General features: G+C 38.1%; 21 protein-coding genes, 23 tRNA genes, 1 rRNA gene, 1 other RNA gene and 2 other annotated features. Of the genes, 43 read left to right on the top strand and 3 right to left on the bottom strand.

Annotated elements, in window-relative coordinates; all coding sequences use genetic code 11:
* The first annotated feature begins 115 nt into the window (after window positions 1-115).
* From rrf to CJ191_RS07750, 39 genes are all read left to right on the top strand, one after another.
* Window positions 116-231 (top strand): 5S ribosomal RNA (gene rrf / locus CJ191_RS07940).
* A gap of 6 nt (window positions 232-237) precedes the next feature.
* Window positions 238-313, top strand: a tRNA-Val gene (locus CJ191_RS07935).
* A 1-nt stretch (window position 314) separates the two neighbouring features.
* Window positions 315-387: transfer RNA gene (locus tag CJ191_RS07930), tRNA-Lys, on the top strand.
* 4 nt (window positions 388-391) lie between these two features.
* Window positions 392-473 (top strand) — tRNA-Leu (locus tag CJ191_RS07925).
* A gap of 8 nt (window positions 474-481) precedes the next feature.
* Window positions 482-554, top strand: a tRNA-Thr gene (locus CJ191_RS07920).
* A 14-nt stretch (window positions 555-568) separates the two neighbouring features.
* A tRNA-Gly gene (locus CJ191_RS07915) sits at window positions 569-640 on the top strand.
* A 40-nt stretch (window positions 641-680) separates the two neighbouring features.
* Window positions 681-765 (top strand) — tRNA-Leu (locus tag CJ191_RS07910).
* A gap of 10 nt (window positions 766-775) precedes the next feature.
* Window positions 776-849: transfer RNA gene (locus CJ191_RS07905), tRNA-Arg, on the top strand.
* 4 nt (window positions 850-853) lie between these two features.
* Window positions 854-927 (top strand) — tRNA-Pro (locus CJ191_RS07900).
* Between the two features lie 9 nt (window positions 928-936).
* Window positions 937-1009, top strand: a tRNA-Ala gene (locus CJ191_RS07895).
* 25 nt (window positions 1010-1034) lie between these two features.
* A tRNA-Met gene (locus CJ191_RS07890) sits at window positions 1035-1108 on the top strand.
* Between the two features lie 15 nt (window positions 1109-1123).
* A tRNA-Ile gene (locus CJ191_RS07885) sits at window positions 1124-1197 on the top strand.
* A 33-nt stretch (window positions 1198-1230) separates the two neighbouring features.
* A tRNA-Ser gene (locus CJ191_RS07880) sits at window positions 1231-1320 on the top strand.
* Between the two features lie 15 nt (window positions 1321-1335).
* Window positions 1336-1408, top strand: a tRNA-Met gene (locus tag CJ191_RS07875).
* A 6-nt stretch (window positions 1409-1414) separates the two neighbouring features.
* Window positions 1415-1487, top strand: a tRNA-Asp gene (locus tag CJ191_RS07870).
* Window positions 1488-1503: 16 nt separating this feature from the next.
* A tRNA-Gly gene (locus CJ191_RS07865) sits at window positions 1504-1574 on the top strand.
* 13 nt (window positions 1575-1587) lie between these two features.
* A tRNA-Ile gene (locus CJ191_RS07860) sits at window positions 1588-1661 on the top strand.
* A 9-nt stretch (window positions 1662-1670) separates the two neighbouring features.
* Window positions 1671-1758 (top strand) — tRNA-Ser (locus tag CJ191_RS07855).
* Between the two features lie 14 nt (window positions 1759-1772).
* A tRNA-Glu gene (locus CJ191_RS07850) sits at window positions 1773-1844 on the top strand.
* Between the two features lie 30 nt (window positions 1845-1874).
* Window positions 1875-1964 (top strand) — tRNA-Ser (locus CJ191_RS07845).
* A gap of 15 nt (window positions 1965-1979) precedes the next feature.
* Window positions 1980-2052: transfer RNA gene (locus tag CJ191_RS07840), tRNA-Met, on the top strand.
* 6 nt (window positions 2053-2058) lie between these two features.
* Window positions 2059-2131, top strand: a tRNA-Asp gene (locus tag CJ191_RS07835).
* An 8-nt stretch (window positions 2132-2139) separates the two neighbouring features.
* Window positions 2140-2212: transfer RNA gene (locus CJ191_RS07830), tRNA-Phe, on the top strand.
* Between the two features lie 18 nt (window positions 2213-2230).
* Window positions 2231-2302: transfer RNA gene (locus CJ191_RS07825), tRNA-Glu, on the top strand.
* Window positions 2303-2476: 174 nt separating this feature from the next.
* Entirely contained in the window at window positions 2477-3382 is a 906-nt protein-coding gene (mreC, locus tag CJ191_RS07820) for a rod shape-determining protein MreC (RefSeq protein WP_102199455.1), read from the top strand.
* A 10-nt stretch (window positions 3383-3392) separates the two neighbouring features.
* Entirely contained in the window at window positions 3393-3914 is a 522-nt protein-coding gene (gene mreD / locus CJ191_RS07815) for a rod shape-determining protein MreD (protein ID WP_102199454.1), read from the top strand.
* A gap of 44 nt (window positions 3915-3958) precedes the next feature.
* Window positions 3959-4177, top strand: a binding site (T-box leader).
* Between the two features lie 57 nt (window positions 4178-4234).
* Window positions 4235-5686: an ABC transporter permease subunit gene (locus CJ191_RS07810; RefSeq protein ID WP_083272708.1), complete on the top strand. Its 1452-nt coding sequence runs from the start codon at window positions 4235-4237 to the stop codon at window positions 5684-5686.
* Between the two features lie 15 nt (window positions 5687-5701).
* Window positions 5702-6379 carry an amino acid ABC transporter ATP-binding protein gene (locus tag CJ191_RS07805; protein WP_070467146.1) on the top strand — a complete coding sequence of 226 codons (678 nt, stop codon included), beginning with the start codon at window positions 5702-5704 and terminating at the stop codon, window positions 6377-6379.
* A 101-nt stretch (window positions 6380-6480) separates the two neighbouring features.
* Window positions 6481-6556, top strand: a sequence feature (ribosomal protein L21 leader region).
* 15 nt (window positions 6557-6571) lie between these two features.
* Window positions 6572-6880: a 50S ribosomal protein L21 gene (rplU, locus tag CJ191_RS07800; protein ID WP_102199453.1), complete on the top strand. Its 309-nt coding sequence runs from the start codon at window positions 6572-6574 to the stop codon at window positions 6878-6880.
* Window positions 6881-6897: 17 nt separating this feature from the next.
* On the top strand, window positions 6898-7242 hold the full coding sequence (locus CJ191_RS07795) for a ribosomal-processing cysteine protease Prp (RefSeq protein ID WP_102199452.1): 345 nt from the start codon (window positions 6898-6900) through the stop codon (window positions 7240-7242).
* 16 nt (window positions 7243-7258) lie between these two features.
* Window positions 7259-7546, top strand: coding sequence for a 50S ribosomal protein L27 (gene rpmA / locus CJ191_RS07790; protein WP_070467150.1), 288 nt, complete (start codon window positions 7259-7261; stop codon window positions 7544-7546).
* A gap of 383 nt (window positions 7547-7929) precedes the next feature.
* Window positions 7930-8964: a class I SAM-dependent methyltransferase gene (locus tag CJ191_RS07785; protein ID WP_070467152.1), complete on the top strand. Its 1035-nt coding sequence runs from the start codon at window positions 7930-7932 to the stop codon at window positions 8962-8964.
* Between the two features lie 131 nt (window positions 8965-9095).
* Window positions 9096-10298 (top strand): acetate/propionate family kinase, encoded by a 1203-nt coding sequence (locus CJ191_RS07780; RefSeq protein ID WP_070467155.1) that lies wholly within the window; start codon window positions 9096-9098, stop codon window positions 10296-10298.
* 204 nt (window positions 10299-10502) lie between these two features.
* A complete protein-coding gene (locus tag CJ191_RS07775) occupies window positions 10503-11573 on the top strand; it encodes a DUF871 domain-containing protein (protein WP_102199451.1) in 1071 nt (356 codons plus the stop codon).
* Complete coding sequence (gene murQ, locus CJ191_RS07770; RefSeq protein ID WP_070467159.1) at window positions 11566-12462, top strand: N-acetylmuramic acid 6-phosphate etherase; 897 nt, start codon at window positions 11566-11568, stop codon at window positions 12460-12462. The genes CJ191_RS07775 and murQ overlap by 8 nt, the downstream gene beginning before the upstream one ends.
* A 16-nt stretch (window positions 12463-12478) precedes the next feature.
* On the top strand, window positions 12479-13975 hold the full coding sequence (locus tag CJ191_RS07765; RefSeq protein WP_070467160.1) for a PTS transporter subunit EIIC: 1497 nt from the start codon (window positions 12479-12481) through the stop codon (window positions 13973-13975).
* A 90-nt stretch (window positions 13976-14065) separates the two neighbouring features.
* Window positions 14066-14926 (top strand): MurR/RpiR family transcriptional regulator, encoded by an 861-nt coding sequence (locus CJ191_RS07760; RefSeq protein ID WP_070467162.1) that lies wholly within the window; start codon window positions 14066-14068, stop codon window positions 14924-14926.
* A gap of 105 nt (window positions 14927-15031) precedes the next feature.
* Window positions 15032-15403, top strand: a complete 372-nt coding sequence (locus CJ191_RS07755) for a Spx/MgsR family RNA polymerase-binding regulatory protein (RefSeq protein ID WP_070467166.1) — start codon at window positions 15032-15034, stop codon at window positions 15401-15403.
* A 55-nt stretch (window positions 15404-15458) separates the two neighbouring features.
* Window positions 15459-16619: a M20/M25/M40 family metallo-hydrolase gene (locus CJ191_RS07750; protein WP_246819010.1), complete on the top strand. Its 1161-nt coding sequence runs from the start codon at window positions 15459-15461 to the stop codon at window positions 16617-16619.
* Between the two features lie 67 nt (window positions 16620-16686).
* Here CJ191_RS07750 and CJ191_RS07745 read toward each other — a convergent pair whose 3' ends face one another.
* From CJ191_RS07745 to CJ191_RS07735, 3 genes are all read right to left on the bottom strand, one after another.
* Window positions 16687-17151, bottom strand: coding sequence for a universal stress protein (locus CJ191_RS07745; protein ID WP_070467170.1), 465 nt, complete (start codon window positions 17149-17151; stop codon window positions 16687-16689).
* Window positions 17152-17413: 262 nt separating this feature from the next.
* A non-coding RNA gene (ssrS, locus tag CJ191_RS07740) (6S RNA) lies at window positions 17414-17601 on the bottom strand.
* A 99-nt stretch (window positions 17602-17700) separates the two neighbouring features.
* Window positions 17701-18972 carry a replication-associated recombination protein A gene (locus CJ191_RS07735; protein WP_102199450.1) on the bottom strand — a complete coding sequence of 424 codons (1272 nt, stop codon included), beginning with the start codon at window positions 18970-18972 and terminating at the stop codon, window positions 17701-17703.
* A gap of 189 nt (window positions 18973-19161) precedes the next feature.
* Between CJ191_RS07735 and gshAB the strand changes: the two genes are divergently transcribed.
* From gshAB to mnmA, 4 genes are all read left to right on the top strand, one after another.
* On the top strand, window positions 19162-21456 hold the full coding sequence (gene gshAB, locus CJ191_RS07730) for a bifunctional glutamate--cysteine ligase GshA/glutathione synthetase GshB (protein ID WP_070467177.1): 2295 nt from the start codon (window positions 19162-19164) through the stop codon (window positions 21454-21456).
* The gene (locus CJ191_RS07725; protein ID WP_102199449.1) at window positions 21456-22586 is read left to right on the top strand and encodes a cysteine desulfurase family protein; all 1131 of its coding nucleotides are present in this window, start codon (window positions 21456-21458) and stop codon (window positions 22584-22586) included. The genes gshAB and CJ191_RS07725 overlap by 1 nt, the downstream gene beginning before the upstream one ends.
* A 33-nt stretch (window positions 22587-22619) precedes the next feature.
* On the top strand, window positions 22620-22964 hold the full coding sequence (locus tag CJ191_RS07720) for a hypothetical protein (RefSeq protein ID WP_016897550.1): 345 nt from the start codon (window positions 22620-22622) through the stop codon (window positions 22962-22964).
* A gap of 199 nt (window positions 22965-23163) precedes the next feature.
* Window positions 23164-24255, top strand: coding sequence for a tRNA 2-thiouridine(34) synthase MnmA (gene mnmA / locus CJ191_RS07715; RefSeq protein WP_102199456.1), 1092 nt, complete (start codon window positions 23164-23166; stop codon window positions 24253-24255).
* Window positions 24256-24415: the final 160 nt, after the last annotated feature.

Here is a 24415-nt window from a genome sequence, read left to right as displayed (position 1 = left end):
AGCGGACTAGTACTAATCGGTCGAGGACTTATCCAATGGATAATAGATTGTATGATGGAATGGTCGATGACTTACAGATTCAGTTTTGAGCGAACAAAAGCTCATATAAATATTGTGTGGTGATGATGGCAAGAAGGACACACCTGTTCCCATCTCGAACACAGAAGTTAAGCTTCTTAGCGCCGAATGTAGTTGGGGGTTGCCCCCTGTGAGACTAGGACGTTGCCATGCAAAATTGGAGAATTAGCTCAGCTGGGAGAGCGTCTGCCTTACAAGCAGGATGTCGGGGGTTCGAACCCCTCATTCTCCACCATGACTCGTTAGCTCAGTCGGTAGAGCAACTGACTTTTAATCAGTGGGTCGTAGGTTCGATTCCTACACGGGTCATTATGCGGGTGTGGCGGAATTGGCAGACGCACCAGATTTAGGATCTGGCGCCGCAAGGCGTGGGGGTTCAAGTCCCTTCACCCGCATTATATTAGCCGGCTTAGCTCAGTTGGTAGAGCATCTGATTTGTAATCAGAGGGTCGAGGGTTCAAGTCCTTTAGCCGGCATTATATTTTAATAAGCGGAAATAGCTCAGTGGTAGAGCACCACCTTGCCAAGGTGGGGGTCGCGGGTTCGAACCCCGTTTTCCGCTTTGTCTGTAAAGACAATTTTATGAATACATTTTATAATATGCCGGGGTGGCGGAATAGGCAGACGCACAGGACTTAAAATCCTGCGAGGGATAACCTCGTACCGGTTCGACCCCGGTCCTCGGCATTTTATATTAGCACCCATGGCTCAACTGGATAGAGTACCTGACTACGAATCAGGCGGTTGCAGGTTCGAATCCTGCTGGGTGCATGAGCGGGAAATAGCTCAGCTTGGTAGAGCACTTGGTTTGGGACCAAGGGGTCGCAGGTTCGAATCCTGTTTTCCCGATTCTAATTTGGGGGATTAGCTCAGCTGGGAGAGCGCCTGCTTTGCACGCAGGAGGTCAGCGGTTCGATCCCGCTATTCTCCACTTAATTAGATGTATAATATAATATGGCGGTGTAGCTCAGCTGGCTAGAGCGTCCGGTTCATACCCGGGAGGTCATGGGTTCGATCCCCTTCGCCGCTATTATATAAATTACTTGGACCTTTAGCTCAGTTGGTTAGAGCAGACGGCTCATAACCGTCCGGTCGTAGGTTCGAGTCCTACAAGGTCCATCCTTGTATGGGATTATATGAAAATATTGTCACGGAGGATTACCCAAGTCCGGCTGAAGGGAACGGTCTTGAAAACCGTCAGGCGTGTAAAAGCGTGCAAGGGTTCGAATCCCTTATCCTCCTTATTCTTATTAACATCGCGGGATGGAGCAGTTGGCAGCTCGTCGGGCTCATAACCCGGAGGTCGTAGGTTCGAGTCCTACTCCCGCAATTGAATGGTCCCGTAGTGTAGCGGTTATCACGCCTCCCTGTCACGGAGGAGATCGCGGGTTCGATTCCCGTCGGGACCGTAATTTAAAATAATATGCGGGTGTAGTTTAGTGGTAAAACCATAGCCTTCCAAGCTATCGTCGCGAGTTCGATTCTCGTCACCCGCTTTAGTATTATGATGGGCCTGTAGCTCAGCTGGTTAGAGCGTCCGCCTGATAAGCGGGAGGTCGATGGTTCGAGTCCATTCAGGCCCATTGATATTTGGAGAATTACTCAAGAGGCTGAAGAGGACGGTTTGCTAAATCGTTAGATCGCGTAAGCGATGCAAGGGTTCGAATCCCTTATTCTCCGCTTTTATATATTTTGGCCCGTTGGTCAAGCGGTTAAGACACCGCCCTTTCACGGCGGTAACACGGGTTCGAGTCCCGTACGGGTCATAGCTTGATATAGCTAATTTTAAAAATTTTGGAGGATTACCCAAGTCCGGCTGAAGGGAACGGTCTTGAAAACCGTCAGGCGTGTAAAAGCGTGCAAGGGTTCGAATCCCTTATCCTCCTTATTCTTATTAACATCGCGGGATGGAGCAGTTGGCAGCTCGTCGGGCTCATAACCCGGAGGTCGTAGGTTCGAGTCCTACTCCCGCAATTGAATGGTCCCGTAGTGTAGCGGTTATCACGCCTCCCTGTCACGGAGGAGATCGCGGGTTCGATTCCCGTCGGGACCGTTGGGTTAGGTCCGATAGCTCAGTTGGTAGAGCACTTGATTGAAGCTCAAGGTGTCGGCAGTTCAAATCTGTCTCGGACCATTCTAATATTTTTATATTGGCCCGTTGGTCAAGCGGTTAAGACACCGCCCTTTCACGGCGGTAACACGGGTTCGAGTCCCGTACGGGTCATCATATTATGTAAAAGGGAGGCGAAAGCTTCTCTTTTTTGCTTTGATAAATTATCTTTGTCTTAAGCTTATCCTAAAAGAAATATTAAGAATAAATTTGCGTGGATAAACATTACAAATTAACTTTAGACTTTGTTATAATAAATACCATATGTAAGTGAAGGGATGGATAATATTGCGACGATTTTTTGAGAATAAAAAATTAATTGTCCTGCTTGTTAGTGTCATCACTTCATTCAGTATGATTGCCTACTCGATATTTAGTCAATCACAGATGCCCAAACCAGTTTTATGGGTGAATGATGTGACCGCAGTTGTAGGTAGATTTGTGTCTACACCAACAAATGCGATGATGCGCTTTACAGACTCAATTAACGATTTAATGAATACGTATGAAGAAAACCAACGATTGAAAAGTCAAATTTCTTCACTTGAAGAACTAGAAGCTCAAAATGAGATTCTACAAAGTGAAAATGAAGAATTGTCAGCATTACTAGATTTGCAACCTTCTTTGGTTGGGAAAAACGTTATTGCTTCTTCTGTTATTTCTAGATCACCGGATACTTGGTTAGATTCAATTACAATCGATGTAGGATCCAACAGTGGTATCGAAAAGAATATGTCTGTAATGACAGAGAGTGGACTTGTTGGTCATATTACAGAGGTATCTGCAACAAGTTCAAAAGTTCAATTATTAATTACGGAAAATAATCAAATGACGAATGTTGCTGTGAGCATCCAAACTGATGATGGCATAGTGTCTGGGATTTTATCTGACTATGATGAGAAGACACAAGAATTGATTTTAAAACAAGTGCCTAACGATACACAAATTAGTAAAGGGAATACTGTTACAACTAGTGGATTAGGAGGCGTATCTCCTGAGGGATTAATTATTGGAGAAGTTACTTCAGCAAAATCCGATAATTTTGGTTTGTCTCAATCAGTTAAAGTTAAACCTAGTGCAGATTTTAAAGACATTCGAACAGTGCTTGTAGTGATGACGTTGAATGATAATTCAAGTGATAGTGACGACCAAGCTAGTGAAACATCTTCCGTCTCTTCAGATAGTCAAGAGTAGGAGGGTAAATATGTTACATTTCTTTAAAAATAATTTTTTGATACCGACCTTTGTTTTTTTTATCCTTTTACTAGATGGCAGCGTGATGACTATGTTGTCTTATAGTTTAGGCAGTGAGAACTTTCAAATAAGTCCTCAGTCTACGCTTATCGTAATAACTTTATTAGCCGTTTATTTGATGAATGATTCAAATATTTTTCTCGTAAGTATTTTAATCGGATTTGTATATGATGCTTACTATTCTTCAATCCTTGGTGTGAATTTATTTTTATTTCCTATGATTGTTATTTTAACTAGAGTTGTGATTAAAAAATTACCAATGAATTTCTATACAATTTGGCTATGGTTATTGATTATATATACGGGTTATACGCATTTCATTTATGCTTTGTATTATCTAATTGATATTCACAATAGTTCTTATTATTACTTTTTAAGTCAAAACTATATACCATCGCTACTATTTAATGCATTCTTAGGTTTTATTTTTATTTGGTTAATTCAAAAATTAGTCATCTGGTTTGAAAAATAATACTTGATTAAAAATTATAAAATGATTATAATAAGTTTAAAATATGAAAAGTGTTGATTGGAAGAGGTTACGACTGACTTATTAAAGAGAGCCTAGCTAAGTTGAGAATAGGTATAAGAATCGTATCTACACACCCAAGAGCAAATTATTAAAGATAATTCGTATGTGAGCGTTAATCACAGTGTCATCTTTGACACACAGAGATAGCAATCGTGAGTTTGCTATGAAAAAAGGTGGAACCACGTTTATTTCACGTCCTTTTATACCAATGTAGTTTGGTGTAGAAGGGCGTTTTTTTATTTAATTGGAGGGTAAAAGCAATGAAAAAATATAAATTTAAGAATAGGATATTAGCAATTATTTTATCTTTAGGTCTGATATTTACAAATGGTATGACACAAGTGAAGGCAACAACTGAAGATCCTGACGTTGAAACATATACTATTGGTTTAGATGATACATTTGCACCGATGGGCTTCCGTGATGGTTCAGGGGAATTGGTTGGATTTGATGTCGATCTAGCTAATGCTGTTGCAGATTTATATGGATGGCATTTAGATTTCCAACCAATAGATTGGGCAATAAAAGAAACAGAACTAAATTCTGGTAACATCGATATGATTTGGAATGGGTACGGAATTACGGCAGAACGAGAAGAAATGGTATTATTCTCAAAGCCCTATATTGAGTCAGGACAAATGGTTATTAGTAAAAGTGGATCGGGAATTGAATCATTAGAAGATTTAGCTGGAAAGACAATTGCGACACAATCAGGTTCGACAGCATTGACTTTTATGCAAGAATGGCCAAATGACTTGTATGACCAGTTAGCAAATGAGCCAGTTTTATATCCTTCTTATAATGAAGTTTTCGCTGATCTTGATGCTGATCGTGTAGATGCAATCTATGCTGGTGATATTTATTCTAGATATACATTAAATCAAAAAGGTACATTAGATGAGTATGAATACTTTGTAGATGAAACCTCCATTGAACCCATGGGTGTGGGTTTTAGAAAAACGGATATTGAATTAAAAAATCAAGTTGACGCCGGAATTGAGGAACTAAAAGAAAATGGTACCTATGATGAAATTTTTGCCAAATGGTTTGGTGAAGAATCACAATCTTCTAATTCATCTAATATTGTGGTAACCGTATTACCATCTTTATTAAATGGTTTGAAATTAACCTTATTATTATTTGCAATTGTACTAGTGCTATCTGTACCGGTCGGATTCTTGATAGGAATATTACGTGTTTTTGGTCCTAAATGGTTGCAAGCTATTATAGAAACATATGTTTTCATTATGCGTGGTAGTCCATTGATGCTACAATTAATGGTTATCTTCTTCGGCTTACCATATATAGGCATTGCTTTAGATAGATTTCCTGCTGCTATTCTCGCTTATGTGGTTAATTATGCGGCATATTTTGCAGAAATATTTAGAGGCGGTATTTCTGCAGTACCAGACGGTCAATATGAGAGTATCTCTGTGTTAGGAATTGGTAAAATTCGTGGATTTCGAAGAATTATCTTACCACAAGTTGTAAATATCGTATTACCGTCAATCGGTAACGAAGTGATTTCTCTAATTAAAGATACCTCATTAGTATATGTAATTGGGCTAGGGGAGCTACTAAGAGCCGGAAATATTGCAGCGAATACCTATGCGTCCTTAGTCCCATATTTAGTTGCAGGAGCGATTTACTTAGTGATTACGGCCGTTTTAACATATATATTACGTAAATTTGAAAATCAATTGAAATGGTGATAGGGAGGTTATCATATGTCATTAAAGGTATCAGGACTAAACAAGTCTTATAGAGAAAATCAGGTAATTAAAGACTATGATTTTGAAATTAACCCAGGTGAAGTAGTCATTCTGCTTGGTCGTTCAGGTACAGGAAAAACGACATTTATGCGAATTATTAATAATCTTGAAGAAGCTGACCGTGGTACAATTGAAATTAATGGAAAGATATTATCGAAAGATAACGGTACAAAAGCAGTTTACAGTTCAAATAGCGAACGACGAGCTTATCAAAATGAGTTGGGAATGGTTTTTCAAGATTATCAATTATTTCCAAATTTAACAGTCATCCAAAACTTAATTGAAGCACCATTGGCACAAGGACTTAAAAATAAAGCAGATCTGATTAAAGATGGAAAAAAATTATTAGCAGATGTGGGGCTTTCTGATAAGGCAGATGTATATCCTTCGACCTTATCTGGAGGACAAAAACAACGTATTGCGATTGCAAGAGCGCTAATGTTGAATCCAAGTGTGTTATGTTTTGATGAACCAACTTCAGCTTTAGATAGAGAATCAGCTGATCAAATTGGGGCTTTGATCACTACCTTAGCTAGAGAACAAGGTAAAGCGATATTGATTGTTACTCATGATACTGTATTTGGAAAACAAATTGGTACAAGGATTGAGTCATCGGTTGACTTTGCGAAATAGTAGAATATAATGCAGTTCATTGTTTTAACTTAATTATGATGAATTCCTTGACGAGTTTAAGTTATTTTGATAGTATATATGATGTTGTAAAAAGTGTGAGCACCACACTGCAACCGCACATGATAGCGTATTTTAAGTGTCGAAAGACCACGTATCGTGGCGAGTCTAAGTCTATATAAGGAGGTGCGTGAGATGTACGCAATTATTAAAACTGGTGGAAAACAAGTTAAAGTTGAAGCTGGACAAGCGATCTACATTGAAAAATTAAATGCAGAAGCAGGAGATAAAGTTACTTTTGATCAAGTAGTCTTTGTTGGTGGTGACGATGTGAAAGTGGGAACACCTTTAGTTGAAGGTGCGACTGTTGAAGCAACTGTTGAAAAACAAGGTCGTCAAAAGAAAGTAACTACTTTCAAATACAAACCAAAGAAAGACTCTCATCGTAAGCAAGGTCATCGTCAACCATACACTAAAGTTGTAATTGATTCAATCAACGCCTAGTTATCAGCCGTGATGATATGATTCAAGCAATTTTTAAAACTGACGAGAAAGATCAATTTGTTAGCTTAGAAGTTTCTGGCCACGCTTTTGCGGGAGAATACGGGCAAGATATTGTCTGTGCTGGAGTATCTGCAGTTGTCTTATCAACGGTGAATAATCTTACACGAATGGCAAATATCGAACCGCTTATTGAAGCCGATGAAGAAAATGGCGGTTACTTGTATATTGAGTTAACCAAGGCTCTTTCTACCGATCAAGGTCAACTTGCTCAAATGTTATTAATGAGTTGCTATTTGGCTTTGTCTGAGGACGTTGAAGCAAATTATAGTGACTTTATACATGTATCCAAAACAACGAAATAATAAAGGAGGTTATTCCATGTTGAAATTTGATTTACAATTCTTCGCCACAAAAAAAGGGGGCGGATCTACTGCCAATGGTCGTGACTCTCAAGCAAAACGTCTAGGTGCTAAACGTGCTGATGGTCAAGAAGTTACAGGTGGTTCAATTTTATACCGCCAACGCGGTACTAAAATTTATCCAGGTGTAAATGTAGGCCGTGGTGGAGATGATACTTTATTTGCTAAAGTTGACGGTATTGTTCGTTTCGAACGTAAAGGCCGTAACCAAAAACAAGTGTCTGTATATCCAATTGCTGCTGAATAGTTCGTTGATATATCAACGTTGATTAGCCCTTTGTTCCCATCAGGGAAAGGGGTAAAAAAGTGTAATGTTCATCTTGAGCATTGCACTTTTTTTATTTTAGATAATCAATGATGTTTACATTTGAATTACTTATTTGATGTTCTAACTTTCTAAATTAGTGTCAGCATACCATTTTATAAAAGCCTCTAAATATACAATAATATTGATTAGTTTAATAACTACTGAATACAATTATATTATCGAAGTAAAATAGGATAACGAATGTGAGAGAGGATTGTACTGATAAATTACGCCCATATTCAATTTTTTCTATTCCTGATGTTTGACAGACAACTAATATTCATTGAAAATAGGAAATAACATAATGAGAGAGAGGAACTACTATGTCAGTAGAAAATATAAACCAGTTATTTGGTGTACTGCATGACTCAACAATTTTGATACAAGAAGCTTTAACATTTTCATATCTAGAGGCCTTATTTGAATCTTTACAGAATTTAGTGGATGGCGAAGTACAACAAATTGATCAACGTCCAAACGATGAAGAAGCTGAAAAGTTAAGAGAGATTTACGGAAAAATTGATATAAAAAGTTTTGAAGCTGAGGACATTCGTAAAGCCATCCAATTTGCTTTTATTGAAGGTGAAAAAGCTGATCAACTACAAGCTAATTATCATATGACACCAGAAGCTATTGCGATTTTAATGGGTTATTTTGCTACAAAATTAATAGATCATAATTATTTGGAGACTAAACAGAATCAAATAGTGATTAATTTATTTGATGCAACAATGGGGACAGGTAATTTATATGCCATTGTTTATAATGCACTAAAGAAAGCGGGTTATAAAATTCAAGGATTTGGTTATGATAATGATGATTTATTATTATCGATCGCTGACGTTTCCACCCGTCTGCAAGATATCCCAGCAAATTTATATCTTGGAGATTCACTCCAAAATCTAATTGTCCCTCCTAGCGACTTGATTGTGGGTGATTTGCCTTTAGGTTACTACCCAGTTGATGAAGTAGCAGATACATATTCTTCAGCTAAAAAACGTGGCGAAGGTGAGCATGCTTTTGTACATTATTTAATGGTTGAGCAAGGTTTGCGTTACTTAAAACCAAATGGATGGGGTATTTATATTGTGCCTGCTGGATTAATTCAAGATGAAAATATAAAAACCCTGATCGAGGCAATTGGAGAATACGGTTATTTCCAAGCATTATTATCTTTACCAACTAATCTCTTTAATAATGAAAAATCACGAAAAGCTATTTTACTTGTACAAAAGGCAGGAAATAAAGCTAAACAGAGTGAAAATGTCTTGGTTGGGGAAATACCTGATTTAAAGAGCAAAGAAGAATTGCCAAAATTCTTAACAGCCTTTGAAAATTTTCTTGAAAAAATGAAATAACCATATATTCATCTACTTTGCAAAAATGTATGAAATATAGTGTAGAGACCAAATGTCTTTACTATAATGAAAGTTATCATGTTATAATAAAGTTATATAAAAATATTGATTAATAATAAAGGAGAGAAAGCATGTCTAAAGTAATTGCTGTAAATGCAGGTTCTTCTAGTTTGAAATTTAAAATCTATGAAGTACCTAGTGAAGATGTTGTAGCATCAGGTCAAATCGATCGTATTGGAATTGGTAACTCTAACATTTCTATCAAATATGGCGAAGGTCAAAAATTTGAGGATGTTAAAGATATAGCTGATCACGAAGTAGCTACTGAATTCTTGTTAGACCAATTAAACACTTTAAACATTATTACTAGCTATGATGAAATTTCAGGTACTGGCCACCGTGTGGTAGCTGGTGGAGAAGTCTTTAAAGACTCTACACTATTGGATGAGGAGGCAATCCAAAAAATTGAAGAATTAGCAGAATTTGCACCTCTACATAACGGACCAGAAGCTCGTGCTATTCGTGCTTTCCAAAAAGTATTACCAGGAAAACCAGCTGTTGGCGTTTTTGATACATCATTCCACACAACAATGCCTGAAATAGCTTATTTATATTCTATTCCATTAGAGTACTACGAAGAATTCGGTGCTCGTCGTTATGGTGCACACGGTACTTCTCACAGATATGTAGCGAATCGTGCTGCTGAATTAATGGGTAAACCAATTGAAGATTTAAAAATCATTACTTGCCATTTAGGTAATGGGGGATCGATTACTGCTGTAGATGGTGGTAAATCTGTTGACACTTCTATGGGATTCACGCCATTAGCGGGTATTACAATGGGTACACGTTCTGGTGATATCGATGCATCTCTAGTTCAATTCTTAATGAAGAAATTAAATATCACTGATATTGATGAAATGATTTCTATCTTAAACAATAAATCAGGTTTATTAGGTTTATCAGGTGTATCTTCAGATATGCGTGATGTTGAAGATGCTGCAGATAAGGGTGACGAACGTTCACAAACTACATTAGAAATCTTCTATGACCGAGTGCGTAAGTATATTGGTCAATATATTGCGGTAATGGGTGGCGTTGATGCAGTTGTATTCACAGCCGGTATAGGAGAAAACTCTGGACGTACACGTGCAGCAATCATTGATGACCATATGTCATTCTTTGGTATGAAGATTGATGAAGCAGCAAATGATACACGTGACGAGGCGAAAATTTCTAGTGAAGATTCAAAAGTAGCAATTTACACTATTCCAACGGATGAAGAGTTAGTAATCGTTCGCGATACAGTACGTTTAGGTAACATTAACGAATAATCAAATATTTTTTCTAAAGAACTCAAGTTACAGTTTGATGTAAACTTGAGTTCTTTTTTTGTAATTAAATTTTAAATAAATGTGCATTTAAGTAAAAACTCTTTGATTGTTGAAAAAATATTTCAAAGTGATATAATGAAGTAAAATTAAAGCGCTTTCAAATGTCCGGATAAACACTAATTAAAAATGAAAGAGGGTGACATTATGTATGGTTTCTCGGTTTATTTAAATGAAGCCATTAACCAAAATGATATTGATCAGATGATTGATGCTGGATTTACTGGTATATTCACGTCAATTCACATTCCAGAAGATGACGACCAGCAATACCTAGGTCGGATGCGTGATCTAGGAAAGATTGCTAAGAGGAATGATCTATCTTTAGTGGTCGATATTTCAGGAACTAGTTTAAATAAAATTGGTGGCACATTTGATAATATTCAACCCATCATTGATTTAGGAATAACCGGCTTAAGGATTGATTACGGTATTGATTGGGAAATAGTGGCACGTTTGAGTAGAGAAATACATATCGCATTGAATGCGAGTACACTAACGACTCAAGACCTCGACCAACTCCATCTTTACCAAGCAAATTTAAAAAATATCACGGCTTGGCATAATTACTATCCAAGGCCAGAAACGGGTCTGGATATGCATACATTTAACCGGCATAATCGATTTTTAAAATCAAGGGGCTTACGCATCATGGCCTTTGTGGCTTCGGATGATAAAAAAAGAGGACCAATCTATGCTGGCTTGCCAACAGTTGAAGTACATCGAAATCTGCATCCTTTAGCTAGCACCTTAGATTTAATCACCAATGGTAATGTCGACGATGTTTATATTGGAGATCCGATGATTAGTCTAGAAGTACTTTTTCAATTCAAAGACTATATACAAAATAATATTATTTGTATTAATGCCAAAAGTGCAAGTGAATCAGTGTCAGAACAATTACCGTTAGTTTTAGGTAACCATACCAATCGACAAGATGCAGCGGCACTCGTTTTGAGAAGTCAAGAGTCTCGTATGCTCGTAAATACAACTATAAAACCTATCAATACCATTGTAAGACCAAAAGGTGCTATCACAATTGATAATGAAAAATATGGGCGTTATCAAGGGGAAATTCAGGTATGTAAAGTCGATCTACCTCAAGACGAAAAAGTAAATGTGGTTGGTCAGATAATTGACCCTGATAAATGCTTAATAACATTTATTGGACCTGGTCAAGCTTTTAAAATACAAATGGAGGATTTAATAGATGAGTGAAAAGATTAACCAGTTAACAACTGAAAAACGTCATCCTAATACGATGAATCTAGATCAAATGACCGTTAGACAAGTCCTAAAAGAAATGAATATGGAAGATCATAAGGTGCCAGAGGCAATCGCTGGAGCCCTAGGACAGATTGAAAAAGCTGTTGAAATGATTGTTCAATCGTTCAAGGCTGGTGGTCGATTGATATATTTTGGTGCAGGCACTTCTGGTCGATTAGGGGTATTAGATGCAGCTGAATGTGTCCCTACTTTTGGCGTTTCTAAAGATTTAGTAGTTGGTATCATTGCAGGTGGTGATAAAGCCATGATTGAAGCGGTGGAAGGTGCTGAAGATTCGTTGACGCTAGCAGAAGCAGACTTTAAAAAAATAGATTTAAAGGCCCATGACACTGTCGTAGGGATTGCTGCTTCAGGACGTACGCCTTATGTCATTGGGGGGTTGAAATATGCACAATCCATTGGGGCAAAAACGGTATCAATCGCTTGTAACCAGCAAGCTAAAATTAGTGATTATGCTCAAATTCCTATTGAAGTAGATTGTGGTCCGGAAATTTTAACTGGATCGACACGACTAAAAGCAGGGACTGCTCAAAAATTGATTTTAAATATGTTATCAACTGTTTCGATGATCGGTATTGGGAAAGTATATCAGAATTTAATGGTAGACGTACAAGCAACAAATGAGAAGCTTGAAGAACGATCGAGACGGATAATTATGGCTGCGACAGGCTGTAGTTATGAAGAAGCTGCTAGTTACTTTTTAGCGGCAAATAAAAATGTCAAAGTAGCTATCGTGATGATTCTATTGGATTTGGATCAAGAAGCTGCCAGTGAAAAAATAAAATCTGCAGATGGCTTTGTCAACCAAGTATTCAATTGATAAGGGGATGGGTATAATGAGTAAAATCAGTAATGAAGAAAGATTAGCACAAGCGATTTATCAACATATTGGTGGACCAACTAATGCCAGTAAAGTATATAACTGTATGACTCGAGTACGTATTCATATCATAGATAACCAACGAGTAGAAACAAAATCCTTAAAGCAAGTTGAAGGCGTTATGGGTGTGGTTGAAGATGGAGATACGCTACAGGTTGTCGTCGGTCCTGGTACAGCGGCAAAAGTAGCTACCGTCATGGCAGATCAAGGGCACATTCAACAAGGGAGACCAGTTCAAGAAAATCTTGATCCCGACATGACTTCTGGACGAGGTGAAGCTGAAAGAATAACTTCAGAAAATAAGGATAAACTAAAACAAAAAAATGATACACCATTTAAACGGGCATTAAAAGTCATCGCTTCTATCTTTGTACCATTAATACCAGCATTTGTTGGTGCAGGGATTATTGGTGGGATAGCTTCCATTATTCAAAATATGTTAACAGCGGGCGCATTAGCACCAGGTATGTGGGATAATATTTTCTTAGTGCTCAAGATCCTTCAAAATGGTTTATTTTTCTACTTAAATATTTATATTGGTATTAATGCTGCTCGTGTCTTTGGGGCGACAGAAGGTCTAGGTGGTATTGTTGCCGGCGTCACTTATCTTACAGGGATGTTACCTGAAGCCCCGCTACCAAATATTTTCACAGGTGGCGACCTAGTAGCTGGCCAAGGTGGTGTTATTGGGGTAATCATAGCAGTATATCTTTTAGCATTAGTTGAAAAAAACTTACGTAAATTTATTCCGGATGCCATAGATATCATTGTAACGCCTACTATTTCATTACTAGTTGTTGGGATGATAACGATTTTCTTCATTATGCCAATCGCTGGGTTTATCTCTACATCACTTGTAGGGGCATTGAACTGGATATTACAAGTTGGTGGTGCATTTGCAGGATTTATCTTAGGGGCAACCTTCCTACCTTTAGTCATGTTTGGATTACATCAAATCCTTACCCCAATTCATATTGAAATGATTGCAGCCACAGGGAAAACCGTACTTTTACCAATCCTTGCGATGGCAGGAGCGGGACAAGTTGGTGCTGCCTTCGCCTTATGGATGAAATGTCGTCGCAATAAACAATTAACCAATATTATTAAAGGTTCTTTACCTGTAGGGATTCTAGGCATTGGAGAACCATTAATTTATGCCGTAACCTTACCATTAGGTCGACCATTCGTAACAGCCTGTTTAGGAGGCGGTATCGGTGGTGCAGTTTTAGGTGCAATCGGTGGGGTAGGTGCCACAGCAATTGGGCCTTCAGGAGTTGCTTTGATTCCATTGATTGCTGATGGACAATGGCCAGCATATATCATCGGGCTAGTCGCAGCATATATCGGCGGTTTCATACTGACTTATCTATTTGGAATTCCAAAAACCGCCCAATCACCAAGTGAAATTACAGGCTCACCATTGAATACAATAGATGCGATAGAACATTTATAGTAAGATATAAATAGCTGAAAAAAGGGCTGTCAACACCTTGCTGGCGGCCCTTTAATAATGTGAAAAGATAGATGATAGAGAGGTGCCATAATGGCAAGAAATGTCCTTCAAATAATCAATGAAACATTGCAAGACTTACCCAGGTCGGAGCAAAAGATTGGTCAATTTATATTGGAGAAGCCAAAAGATGTTATTCAGATGAATGCAACCGATCTGGCCAAAGCAGCTAAATCAAGTCCAGCAGGGGTTATTCGTTTTTGCCATTCGATTGGTATGAGGGGATTTACTGCGTTGAAGTTAGCTTTGTCAGCACAAACTAGTCAAAGCGGCAATTTGAATTATACTGATATCGATCCTGATGAAAGCCTTGATAGGATTAAGGAAAAGTTAGCCACTAACGCGAGTGTCGTTTTTGCAGATACGAATATCACACTTGTTAATCAAGATATCGATCAAGTCACTGAGTGGATTATGGCTAGTCCAATAGTATTCTTATATGGCTTAGGCGCATCAAATATTGTCGCTGAAGACTTCCGCCAAAAATTTACCCGAATTGGGAAACAAATAATGGTAACTCAAGATCAGCATGAATTAGCTGCAGCCATGGCTATTGCGCCGAAAAACGCTTTATATATTGGTATATCCAATTCCGGGGAAAAATATGAAGGCACTGTAATGATGAATATGGCTAAAGAATTAGGATTAAACACAGTATCTTTAACTAAAGCAGGTGATAATACACTCGCTAAAGCAGCGGACATTGGGTTGCAGACAGCTGACACTAAGGAAGCTTTGTTAAGAAGTGGGGCGACAATATCACTCCTAGCGCAACTTTATGCGATTGATTTACTATTCTTCTCTTATTTGACTAAAAACTATGATACGCATGTCCAAAATTTAGCCTTATCTAAAGAGGCGACTAATGTACTTGAAGGTTTTTATGAAACATAATCTTAGAAAATGACCAGACTATTTTTTCCGTTTAATCAGATTTTTGAAGAAACAAAGGTCTGTTATGATTAAGAAATACAATGGGTACAGAAAGGATGATGTATTGTGCTAAAAATTTATGGGTTAAAACAATGTTCAACTACTAAAAAGGTAAAAAAATATTTAGAAACGCAGGGGTTAACTTTTGGTGAGATTATAGATATTCGTGATCAGCCTCCTGCAGCTGAAGAATTAGCTTGGGCCTTAAGTAAAGTAGATGGCAAATATACAAAAATTTTGAATACGTCAGGTGGTTTATATCGTGAATTAGCTTTAAAAGATAAGCTAGCAGAGATGTCAGAACACGAATTTTTGCAATTACTGGCTAAAAACGGCATGCTAATAAAACGCCCATTCATTGTCGGCGATCAAGTTGCTACTGCAGGATCTAAATTACTTTTTTTAGATGAGGTATGGTTAGATAAACAAGATGCGTAACTAAACTTCAGATAGCTACCAATAATAAGTAAATGATGGGGGAATAGTATTGAAAATGGACAAGTTAAAAGCATGCATTGCGAGTCAGGAAAATGAGATGTTCGCATTTTTAGAAGAATTGGTGAATACTGAATCAGGAATTGATCAAATTAATGGGGTGAACCAAGTAGGAGCCATCATTCGTCAATGGTGTGAAAATATTGGTATGACAACACGGATAATCCCACATAATCAAGCAGGTGATCTACTAATTGCTGAGTACAAGACATCAGAAAACCAAGATAGAAAACCCATTGTTTTATCTGGTCACATGGATACAGTCTTCAATGCGGGTGTTACTTTGGACCATCATTTCCGCTTACTGGCAGACAAACCCGGATTTGCTAAGGGTGCAGGTCTGATGGATATGAAGGGTGGCTTAGTGATTGCCATGTATGTAGTGAAAAACTTAATCGAAATGGGGTATCAAAAACAGCCTTTGACCTTAATTTTTATACCAGATGAAGAAACTTTACACCGTTATTCACCTACCCGTCAAGAAGTGATAACAGCATTACAAGATGCAGCTTTAATGCTCAATTTTGAACCGTCATCAAGGTTTAATGAGGTGGTGGTTGGTCGTCAAGGGGGTATGATGATGAATGTAACAGTTGAAGGTGTTCAAGGTCACTCTGGAATGGAAGTTGAAGTTGGGCGATCTGCAGTTGTTGAATTAGCGCAAAAAGTTGTCGCGCTTGAAGCTTTAACTGATATTTCACGTAAGAAATTAATTAACTGTGGCATCATTAATGGCGGAGTTTCTGCTAATACAATACCAGGGGTTGCCAAAGGAAATTTTTCTTTACGTTTTCCTAATCAGGCCATTAAAGATGAAATCATTGATGATGTTGAACGTGTAATTTCTAAGCCTTATATTCCCGATACAGTGACAAAATTTGAAATTGAATCTGGTGTCGATGCGATGGTTTATACGGATAAAGTGGATCAGTTAGCAGACCATTATATAAAAACAGCTAATAAGCTAGGCTATGGAGCATTAACTAAAGTAGAGAGTCAAGGGGCCTCAGATGCTTCATTAGCATCTATTGTAGATATTCCTGTTATTGATGGTTTAGGTATCGTAGGGACAGGTGCGCATACACTTGAGGAAGAAGCTGATCTAACTTCTCTTGTACCACGAGTTGTGCTGTCTATTCAAGCAATATTAGATTTATAAAAAATACCGCTAAATATGGCTTATAAAGTTGCATATTTAGCGGTTTTATTATTTTAAATATGAATAATTACGCTGTAATTTCCTCGTTATCTAAGTTTGTTCTAACAACCAATACATCACATGGGGCATTGCGAATAACGTATTCAGATACGGAACCGATAAATAGACGCTCAACAGCATTGAGTCCGGTAGCACCAATCATAATTAAATCGGCCTTATGTTCTGGTGCTAAAGTGTGACAAATTTGGTACTTAGCAGAACCATAATCTATGACTGTTTCAACATGTTCGATGCCTGCTTTATGGGCTTCTTCCTCATAATCAGATAACATATTTTTAGCTCGTGATGTTACTGCTTCAGGAATGACCTCATTATAGATATTGGTAGTCTGGAAAGCAGAGGTGTCAATAATATGAGCTACAATCAGTGTAGCGTTGTTACGTTTAGCAACTGCTACTGCCTTTTTAAAGGCTAATCTAGACTCATCAGAACCATCGATTGGGGCTAATATACGTGAATATTCTTGATACATTTTCCTCACGCTCCTTTGTACTTATTATACCACTTAAAAAATATAAAGTAAGCGCTTAAGTATCATTTTTGTAGTTATAAATCTAAAAAGTGAAGCATTTAATTTTGGGATACCATCCTTACTTGCGATTAGCTATTATAGTTACACTACAAAGTGATGATCAACTTTTTTTAAATATTGTTATGTCTATTCAGTATTGATGTTTTTTAGACTACAAAAAAAGGATGCGATAAACACATCCTCTAAAAATTTAATTTTATAAAAGAGCTCCGTTATGTGCCGTGATGAAATCTATCTGTATTGAACCCGCATTGATATACAGGTGGGAACCACATATCTACTTCAACAGTCCTCGTGATGAGGCGTTGTATCCATAAACCTTGGCAGTTCCCTAGATAGCTAATTGTTCGGTCAACACATGTAAAGAAATCGCGAACACTACAGAGTTATTCTTTCTATAAACATCATACAAGCTTTTATGTATAATTTCAAGTTTTTAAGCTTTGGAAGATAGACAACTTAGGTATCTGCAAGTTTATACTAAAATGATTATTTACCTTCGCGTTTACGCCGGTTTTCTGCTAAAGCACGTTCATAATTACCGGTATCTCCCGCTTGATAATAGCGCCGGTTAACGAGTGTATCAGGTAGGTATTGCTGTGCTACCCAATGATTAGGATAAGCGTGAGGATACTTGTACCCTTCGCCGTGACCTAGACTTTCTGCACCTTTGTAATGGGTATCCTTAAGATGTTTAGGGATTAAACCAGCTTTACCTGCTCTTACATCTGATAAGGCTGCGTCGATGCCCTCAATAGCAGAGTTTGATTTTGGTGATAGCGCTAAGTCTATAATAGCATTTGCTAATGGAATTCGGGCTTCAGGAAGCCCTAATTGATTAGCAGCATGAACTGCTGCTACCGTTCGCTCTGTTGCTTGTGGATTGGCTAAACCGATATCTTCATAGGCAATAACTAATAGACGTCGGCATAAAATGGACAATTCCCCAGCCTCAATTAAGCGAGCAGCATATAAGAGGGATGCATCTACGTCGCTACCACGGATACTTTTCTGAAAGGCAGAAATAACATCATAATGCATATCACCATCAGCATCATGGGAGAAGGCTTTCATTTGCATACTTTCTTCTGCAATTTCTAGCGTAATATGAATGCGACCTTCCGTATTCTCATCAGTTGATCGTACACTTAATTCAAGCGCATTTAAAGCAGAACGTAAGTCACCAAAAGCTGCGTGGGCGAAGTGGTCGATAGCATTATCATCAATATCCACTGGAAAAGCGCCTAAACCGCGTTCGCTATCTGTTAAAGCACGCTCTAATCCAATCCTTATATCTGTCTTTTCAAGAGGTTCTAATTGAAATATTTGCGCCCTAGACCGGATAGCTGGACTGGTATGAATAAAGGGGTTTTCTGTGGTTGCTCCAATAAGGGTGATGAGTCCTGATTCTAGATGTGGTAATAGAAAATCTTGTTTCGTTTTATCTAATCGATGAATTTCATCCAATAGTAAGACGAGACCACCAGAAAATTTAGCTTCGTCCACAACAGCTTGTAAATCTTTTTTGGTATCGGTGGCAGCATTTAATTTTCTAAAGGCATACTTAGTAGATCCAGCGATGGCTGAAGCAATGGAAGTTTTACCAATCCCTGGAGGTCCATATAGAATCATGGATGACAGTTGCATGGCTTTTACCATGCGAAAAATAATCTTGCCTTCCCCAACCAAATGTTGTTGACCGACGACTTCATCAATTGACCGCGGTCGCATACGGTAGGCTAAGGGCGTATTTTGTGCCATTCATCTAGCTCCTTTCTTGACTATATTTTGTCTAATTATATCATAGCTAAGGAAGTTTTACGAATATACGTTCGTTTTCATAAGAAAATAATAAGCTAGATAAATGGTCTGATGACGACTTTAATGATAAAATAAGTCGAACAACCATCGTGATGATGGTAGAAGAGTAGATGAGGAGTTAGAACATATATGAATTGGTTACAGTCATTCATTCAGCGAGCAGATATCAGCCATACTTTTAAAGAGGCATCAATAGGGATTGAGCGCGAAGGTCATCGGATTACACCAGCGGGCCAGTTAGCCCTAACACCGCATCCAAAACAAGTGGATGGGTCAACGACATCATTTTATATCCAACGGGACTTTGCAGAGTCGCAATTAGAGTTAGTAACACCACCAGTATATACTAGTGATCAAGTGATGGAGTGGTTGCAGGCAATACACGAAGTGGTGATAGAATCACTAACAGAAGAAGAACGTATTTGGCCTTTTTCAATGCCACCAGTCCTACCTGAGGATGAAGCTATTGCAGTTGCAGACTTAGAGGATGCGTCTGCAGTTGCGTATCGTGATTATCTAGTAGAAGTGTATGGAAAAAAATTACAAATGATTTCCGGTATTCACTATAATATGCAGGTTTCACCTGACTTCATTCAAAAACTACATGAAGAAGCAAAAGCAGTCGAAGGGAATAAGCAATCACTGAAAGCTTTCCAATCAGACTTCTACTTACGCTTAGCGCGGAATTTCTTGCGTTATCAGTGGATTTTAGTTTATCTTTTTGGCGCAGCACCTATAGCGGATGATAGCTTTTTCCGTGTGCCATCAGATAAATTTGACCACCCAGTCCGCTCAATTCGAAACTCTCATTTAGGTTATATCAATAAGGATGATGTGACATTTACTTACGACAACCTAGAGGACTATGTCGCACAGCTAGAAGCAAACGTGACGGAAAAACGTTTGATTGCAGAAAAAGAATTTTATTCAAATGTTCGCTTGCGAGGCGCTAATAAGGCAAGGTCTCTACTAGATAAAGGTATTAAATATCTTGAATTTAGACTCATTGACATACAACCTGATGCACCATATGGTATTAAAGCTTCGGATATTGACTTTATCAAGTACTTTGTTCTCTACCTAATTTGGTCAGGAAAAGATGTGAGCATGGCAGATGTTCATTATGGTATTGATTTAAAAACCAAAGTAGCTGAAGAAGATACCTTCTCAAAAACTCAAGCAATGGAAGAAGGATTAGTAATTCTGTCAGAAATGAAAGATATGTTAGCGGCTATAAATGCAGACCAGTCAATTATCGATACTACAGAAGTGATGGTGGAACGGTTGAAAGATCCCACCTTAACACCAGCTGGTAAGATGATGACTAGTATGCAAGATGTGGATGGTTATCTTGAAGCGGGACGTCAATTAGCAGAAGAATTATATCAGTCATCATGGGAGAAACCATATGCTTTAGGTGGCTTTGAAGATATGGAATTATCTACTCAAATTTTGATGTTTGATGCAATTCAAGAAGGCTATCAAATGGATATCTTAGACCGAGATGACCAGATGATTCGATTGAAGTATAAAACACACGAAGAAATTGTGAAGAATGCTAATATTACAAGCAAAGATCCTTATATTGGCCATTACGTGATGGAAAATAAAGTAGTTACGAAAGCACTGCTTGCAGAACATGGTATTCATGTGCCAAAAAGTTTAGAGTTTAATCAGTTTAACGAGGCTCTAAAAGTAGCTGATTTATATTCAGAAAAAGCATTTGTAATTAAACCTAAATCAACTAATATGGGGATTGGGATTTCTATATTCAAAAAAGGAGCTTCCAAACAGGCGTTTAAAGCTGCGCTTGAAATTGCATTTAGGGAAGATCATACAGTATTAATAGAAGATTTTGCCTTTGGAACGGAATACCGTTTCTACGTTCAAGAAGGGAAAGTCCTATCTATTGTAAACCGTGTAGGTGCGAATGTGATTGGTGATGGAGTGTCTACAGTTAAAGCACTCGTAGATAAGAAGAATGAAGATCCTAAGCGTGGTATTGACCATCGTTCACCATTAGAGAAGATTCAACTTGGTGAAATCGAAGTAAATACTTTGAAACAACAAGGCTTAACGCCGGATGATATCATCCCTGAAGGAAAACAAGTCATTTTAAGGGAAAATTCGAATATTTCTACAGGCGGAGATTCTATCGAAGTTTTAGCTGACATGCATGAATCATATAAAGAAATTGCAATTAAAATGGCTAAAGTTTTAGGCGTGAAAATTACTGGTTTAGATTTGATGATAGAGGATATTCATACACCAGCAACTGCGGATAATTATGCTTTAATTGAGGCCAACTTTAATCCAATGATGATGATGCATATTTATCCAGCATTTGGAGAAGGTAAACGGATTACAAAAGATCTATTAGCGTTCTTATTCCCAGAGAAAACAAAATTTACAGGAGGAAAATAATGAAAGGAATTTATTTAGATTACGCCGCTACAACGCCAGTTGATCCGGAAGTCATTGAAGTCATTAGCCAAGCAATGCGTGATGATTTTGGAAATGCTTCGAGTTTGTACAAAATCGGCCGTGAATCTAAGCAAAAACTAGAATCAGTTCGTCGACAAATTGCAGATACTTTAAATGCTTCTGCAGATGACATTATTATTACTTCTGGTGGAACTGAATCTAATGACTCAGCAATTAACCAAACCGTGGCTCGTCTATCTGAACAAGGTAAACATTTAATTACGACAGCTGCGGAACACTCTAGTGTATATCAAACAATGCGACACTTAGAAACATTAGGATTTGAAGTTACTTATTTAGGATTTGATGAAGAAGGGCATATCAATTTTGATGAATTGGTAGACAGTCTCCGTTCAGATACGATCTTAGTGTCAATAATGGCTGGAAATAATGAGGTAGGTTCCTTACAAGACATTCAAGCTATCGGAGACCTATTAAATGAACGGGATATATTCTTTCATACGGATACAGTTCAAACCTATCTAAACATTCCTTTAGATGTAGAAAAAATGCATATCGATGCTTTGTCAATGTCTGCCCATAAAATTTTTGGTCCTAAGGGAATAGGGTTTATGTATTACCGAAATGCTAAGGCCGACTTTTCTCCCTATGTACGTGGCGGAAACCAAGAAAATAAACATCGAGCAGGAACTGAAGCTTTACCGTTAATCTTGGGTATGTCTAAGGCAATTGAAAAGCAATATGTACAGATGGATAAGCATCAAGCGCATTTGAAAGCATTGCGTCAGTATTTCTTAGATGGCGCAAAAGCACGTGGTTTAAATTTTAAAATTAATGGTCCATTACAAGCTGAATTAGCTCATGTCCTAAATATTTATTGGCCAGGACATGCGTCGGATCAAGTTCTGATTAAGCTTGATTTAAGAGACGCATATTTATCAGCTGGCTCTGCTTGTACGGCAGGATCACTTGAACCATCCCGTGTGTTGATTTCTATGTATGGGGTTGATTCGCCACGAGTCCATGAAAGCTTACGTATTTCTTTTGGTGATCCAACTGATTTTTCTGACATTGATCAAATTTTAGATATTTTTGCTTCAATTAATTAATTCATTTCTAAATTTAATGGAGGTATGTTAAGGATGGCAATGACAGCAAGTGTCCAGTTAAAAGGCGCTAGCAAGAAATTTAAACTAGCCGATACAGTGAAGAAATATACCCTTAGAGACTACGGATTCCAAGAGGGTAAACAAGGGAACTTTGAATTCGAACGCGTAGTAACCGCATCATTTAATGATAGCCGTGAAGTTTTATTCAAAATGAAAGTGAATAGCAGCCTTGATGGTTTTTCTATGACCGTGACCAATTTGAACGGCATGCAAGTGGTGAATGTTTATAAAAACGATTCGATGGCACCACTGCAAGAAGCGGTTGAACGGTTACAAGCGGATATGGTCACTATGGGTATCCTTGAAGAAATTGTATAAACTATAACTGATAAATGTACTCGAAAAAAGTAAGCGTATTGCTTGCTTTTTTTGCTATAGCCTGTATAATTTGTACTTGTGATTTTATAATCTCTACTAACAACCTAATATACGACCTTCAATCGTAAAATTATGGCAGAAAGATGGTGATGTTGTGGTAGAAAATAATCCAAATAAAAATACCCGCGTGGTAGTCGGTATGAGTGGTGGCGTTGATTCCAGCGTGACAGCTTTATTACTGAAAGAACAAGGGTATGATGTCATCGGTATCTTCATGAAGAACTGGGATGACACAGACGAAAATGGTTTCTGTACAGCAACGGAAGATTACAAAGACGTTGCCGCAGTAGCCGCGCAAATCGGTATTCCTTATTACTCGATTAACTTTGAGAAGGAATATTGGGATAAAGTATTCACTTATTTCCTAGATGAATACAAACGTGACCGGACACCCAATCCGGATGTAATGTGTAACAAGGAAATCAAATTTAAAGCTTTCTTGGACTATGCATTAGAACTTGGGGCTGACTATGTTGCAACTGGCCACTACGCGCAAGTTGAACGCGATTCTAAAGGCAAAGTACACATGTTACGAGGTTTAGATAATAATAAGGATCAAACATACTTCCTTAACCAATTATCACAAGACCAATTACAACGTGTCATGTTCCCATTAGGCCATTTAGAAAAACCAGAAGTACGTCGTATTGCAGAAGAAGCAGGCTTAGCAACTGCTAAGAAAAAAGACTCAACTGGTATTTGCTTTATTGGTGAAAAGAACTTTAAAGAATTCCTAGGTAACTTTTTACCAGCACAACCTGGTAAAATGATTGCTGAAGATGGGACTGTAATGGGTGACCATATGGGCTTGATGTACTATACAATCGGCCAACGTAAAGGGTTAGGCATCGGTGGCGGTGGCGAATCTGATCAACCATGGTTTGTTGTAGGGAAAGACCAAGCTAAAAACGTTTTATACGTTGGCCAAGGCTTCCACAACGATAAATTATATGCAGACTACTTAATGGCGAGTGACCTATCATTTGTCGATGACGAATTTACTGCAATTTCTTTTGATTGCACAGCGAAATTCCGTTACCGTCAAAAAGATACACAAGTCCATGTTGATATCAATGAAGATGGGACTGCGAAAATCACTTTTGCAGAACCAGTACGTGCAATCACCCCTGGACAAGCAGTTGTATTCTACGACGGTCCAGAATGTCTAGGTGGCGGTACAATTGATGCTGCTTTCAAAAATTCAGAAGTAGCAGAATTACAATACGTTTAATCAAACAGCATTCAATCATAGAAAACAAATCAAACTAACATAGAAGAGGCGTGATGTCATGGTCACGCCTTTTTTGGTGCGCCCGGCATGGGCGCTAACTTGGTGGTGAAAGTCCACTACAGGCCTGGCAGTAGGAACTGTTAGCTAATGGCAAGGGTGT

Origin of the sequence: Aerococcus viridans, from assembly GCF_002871935.1 — a bacterium.
Classification (GTDB): Bacteria; Bacillota; Bacilli; order Lactobacillales; family Aerococcaceae; genus Aerococcus; species Aerococcus viridans_B.
This window is presented reverse-complemented; position numbering and strand designations above follow the sequence as displayed.

Excerpts from the sequence above, each read along its gene's own strand:
- mreD (WP_102199454.1), top strand. The coding sequence starts at position 3,393 with ATGTTACATTTCTTTAAAAATAATTTTTTGATACCGACCTTTGTTTTT.
- CJ191_RS07810 (WP_083272708.1), top strand. The coding sequence starts at position 4,235 with ATGAAAAAATATAAATTTAAGAATAGGATATTAGCAATTATTTTATCT.
- CJ191_RS07805 (WP_070467146.1), top strand. The coding sequence starts at position 5,702 with ATGTCATTAAAGGTATCAGGACTAAACAAGTCTTATAGAGAAAATCAG.
- rplU (WP_102199453.1), top strand. The coding sequence starts at position 6,572 with ATGTACGCAATTATTAAAACTGGTGGAAAACAAGTTAAAGTTGAAGCT.
- CJ191_RS07795 (WP_102199452.1), top strand. The coding sequence starts at position 6,898 with ATGATTCAAGCAATTTTTAAAACTGACGAGAAAGATCAATTTGTTAGC.
- rpmA (WP_070467150.1), top strand. The coding sequence starts at position 7,259 with ATGTTGAAATTTGATTTACAATTCTTCGCCACAAAAAAAGGGGGCGGA.
- CJ191_RS07785 (WP_070467152.1), top strand. The coding sequence starts at position 7,930 with ATGTCAGTAGAAAATATAAACCAGTTATTTGGTGTACTGCATGACTCA.
- CJ191_RS07780 (WP_070467155.1), top strand. The coding sequence starts at position 9,096 with ATGTCTAAAGTAATTGCTGTAAATGCAGGTTCTTCTAGTTTGAAATTT.
- CJ191_RS07775 (WP_102199451.1), top strand. The coding sequence starts at position 10,503 with ATGTATGGTTTCTCGGTTTATTTAAATGAAGCCATTAACCAAAATGAT.
- murQ (WP_070467159.1), top strand. The coding sequence starts at position 11,566 with ATGAGTGAAAAGATTAACCAGTTAACAACTGAAAAACGTCATCCTAAT.
- CJ191_RS07765 (WP_070467160.1), top strand. The coding sequence starts at position 12,479 with ATGAGTAAAATCAGTAATGAAGAAAGATTAGCACAAGCGATTTATCAA.
- CJ191_RS07760 (WP_070467162.1), top strand. The coding sequence starts at position 14,066 with ATGGCAAGAAATGTCCTTCAAATAATCAATGAAACATTGCAAGACTTA.
- CJ191_RS07750 (WP_246819010.1), top strand. The coding sequence starts at position 15,459 with ATGGACAAGTTAAAAGCATGCATTGCGAGTCAGGAAAATGAGATGTTC.
- CJ191_RS07745 (WP_070467170.1), bottom strand. The coding sequence starts at position 17,151 with ATGTATCAAGAATATTCACGTATATTAGCCCCAATCGATGGTTCTGAT.
- CJ191_RS07735 (WP_102199450.1), bottom strand. The coding sequence starts at position 18,972 with ATGGCACAAAATACGCCCTTAGCCTACCGTATGCGACCGCGGTCAATT.
- gshAB (WP_070467177.1), top strand. The coding sequence starts at position 19,162 with ATGAATTGGTTACAGTCATTCATTCAGCGAGCAGATATCAGCCATACT.
- CJ191_RS07725 (WP_102199449.1), top strand. The coding sequence starts at position 21,456 with ATGAAAGGAATTTATTTAGATTACGCCGCTACAACGCCAGTTGATCCG.
- CJ191_RS07720 (WP_016897550.1), top strand. The coding sequence starts at position 22,620 with ATGGCAATGACAGCAAGTGTCCAGTTAAAAGGCGCTAGCAAGAAATTT.
- mnmA (WP_102199456.1), top strand. The coding sequence starts at position 23,164 with ATGAGTGGTGGCGTTGATTCCAGCGTGACAGCTTTATTACTGAAAGAA.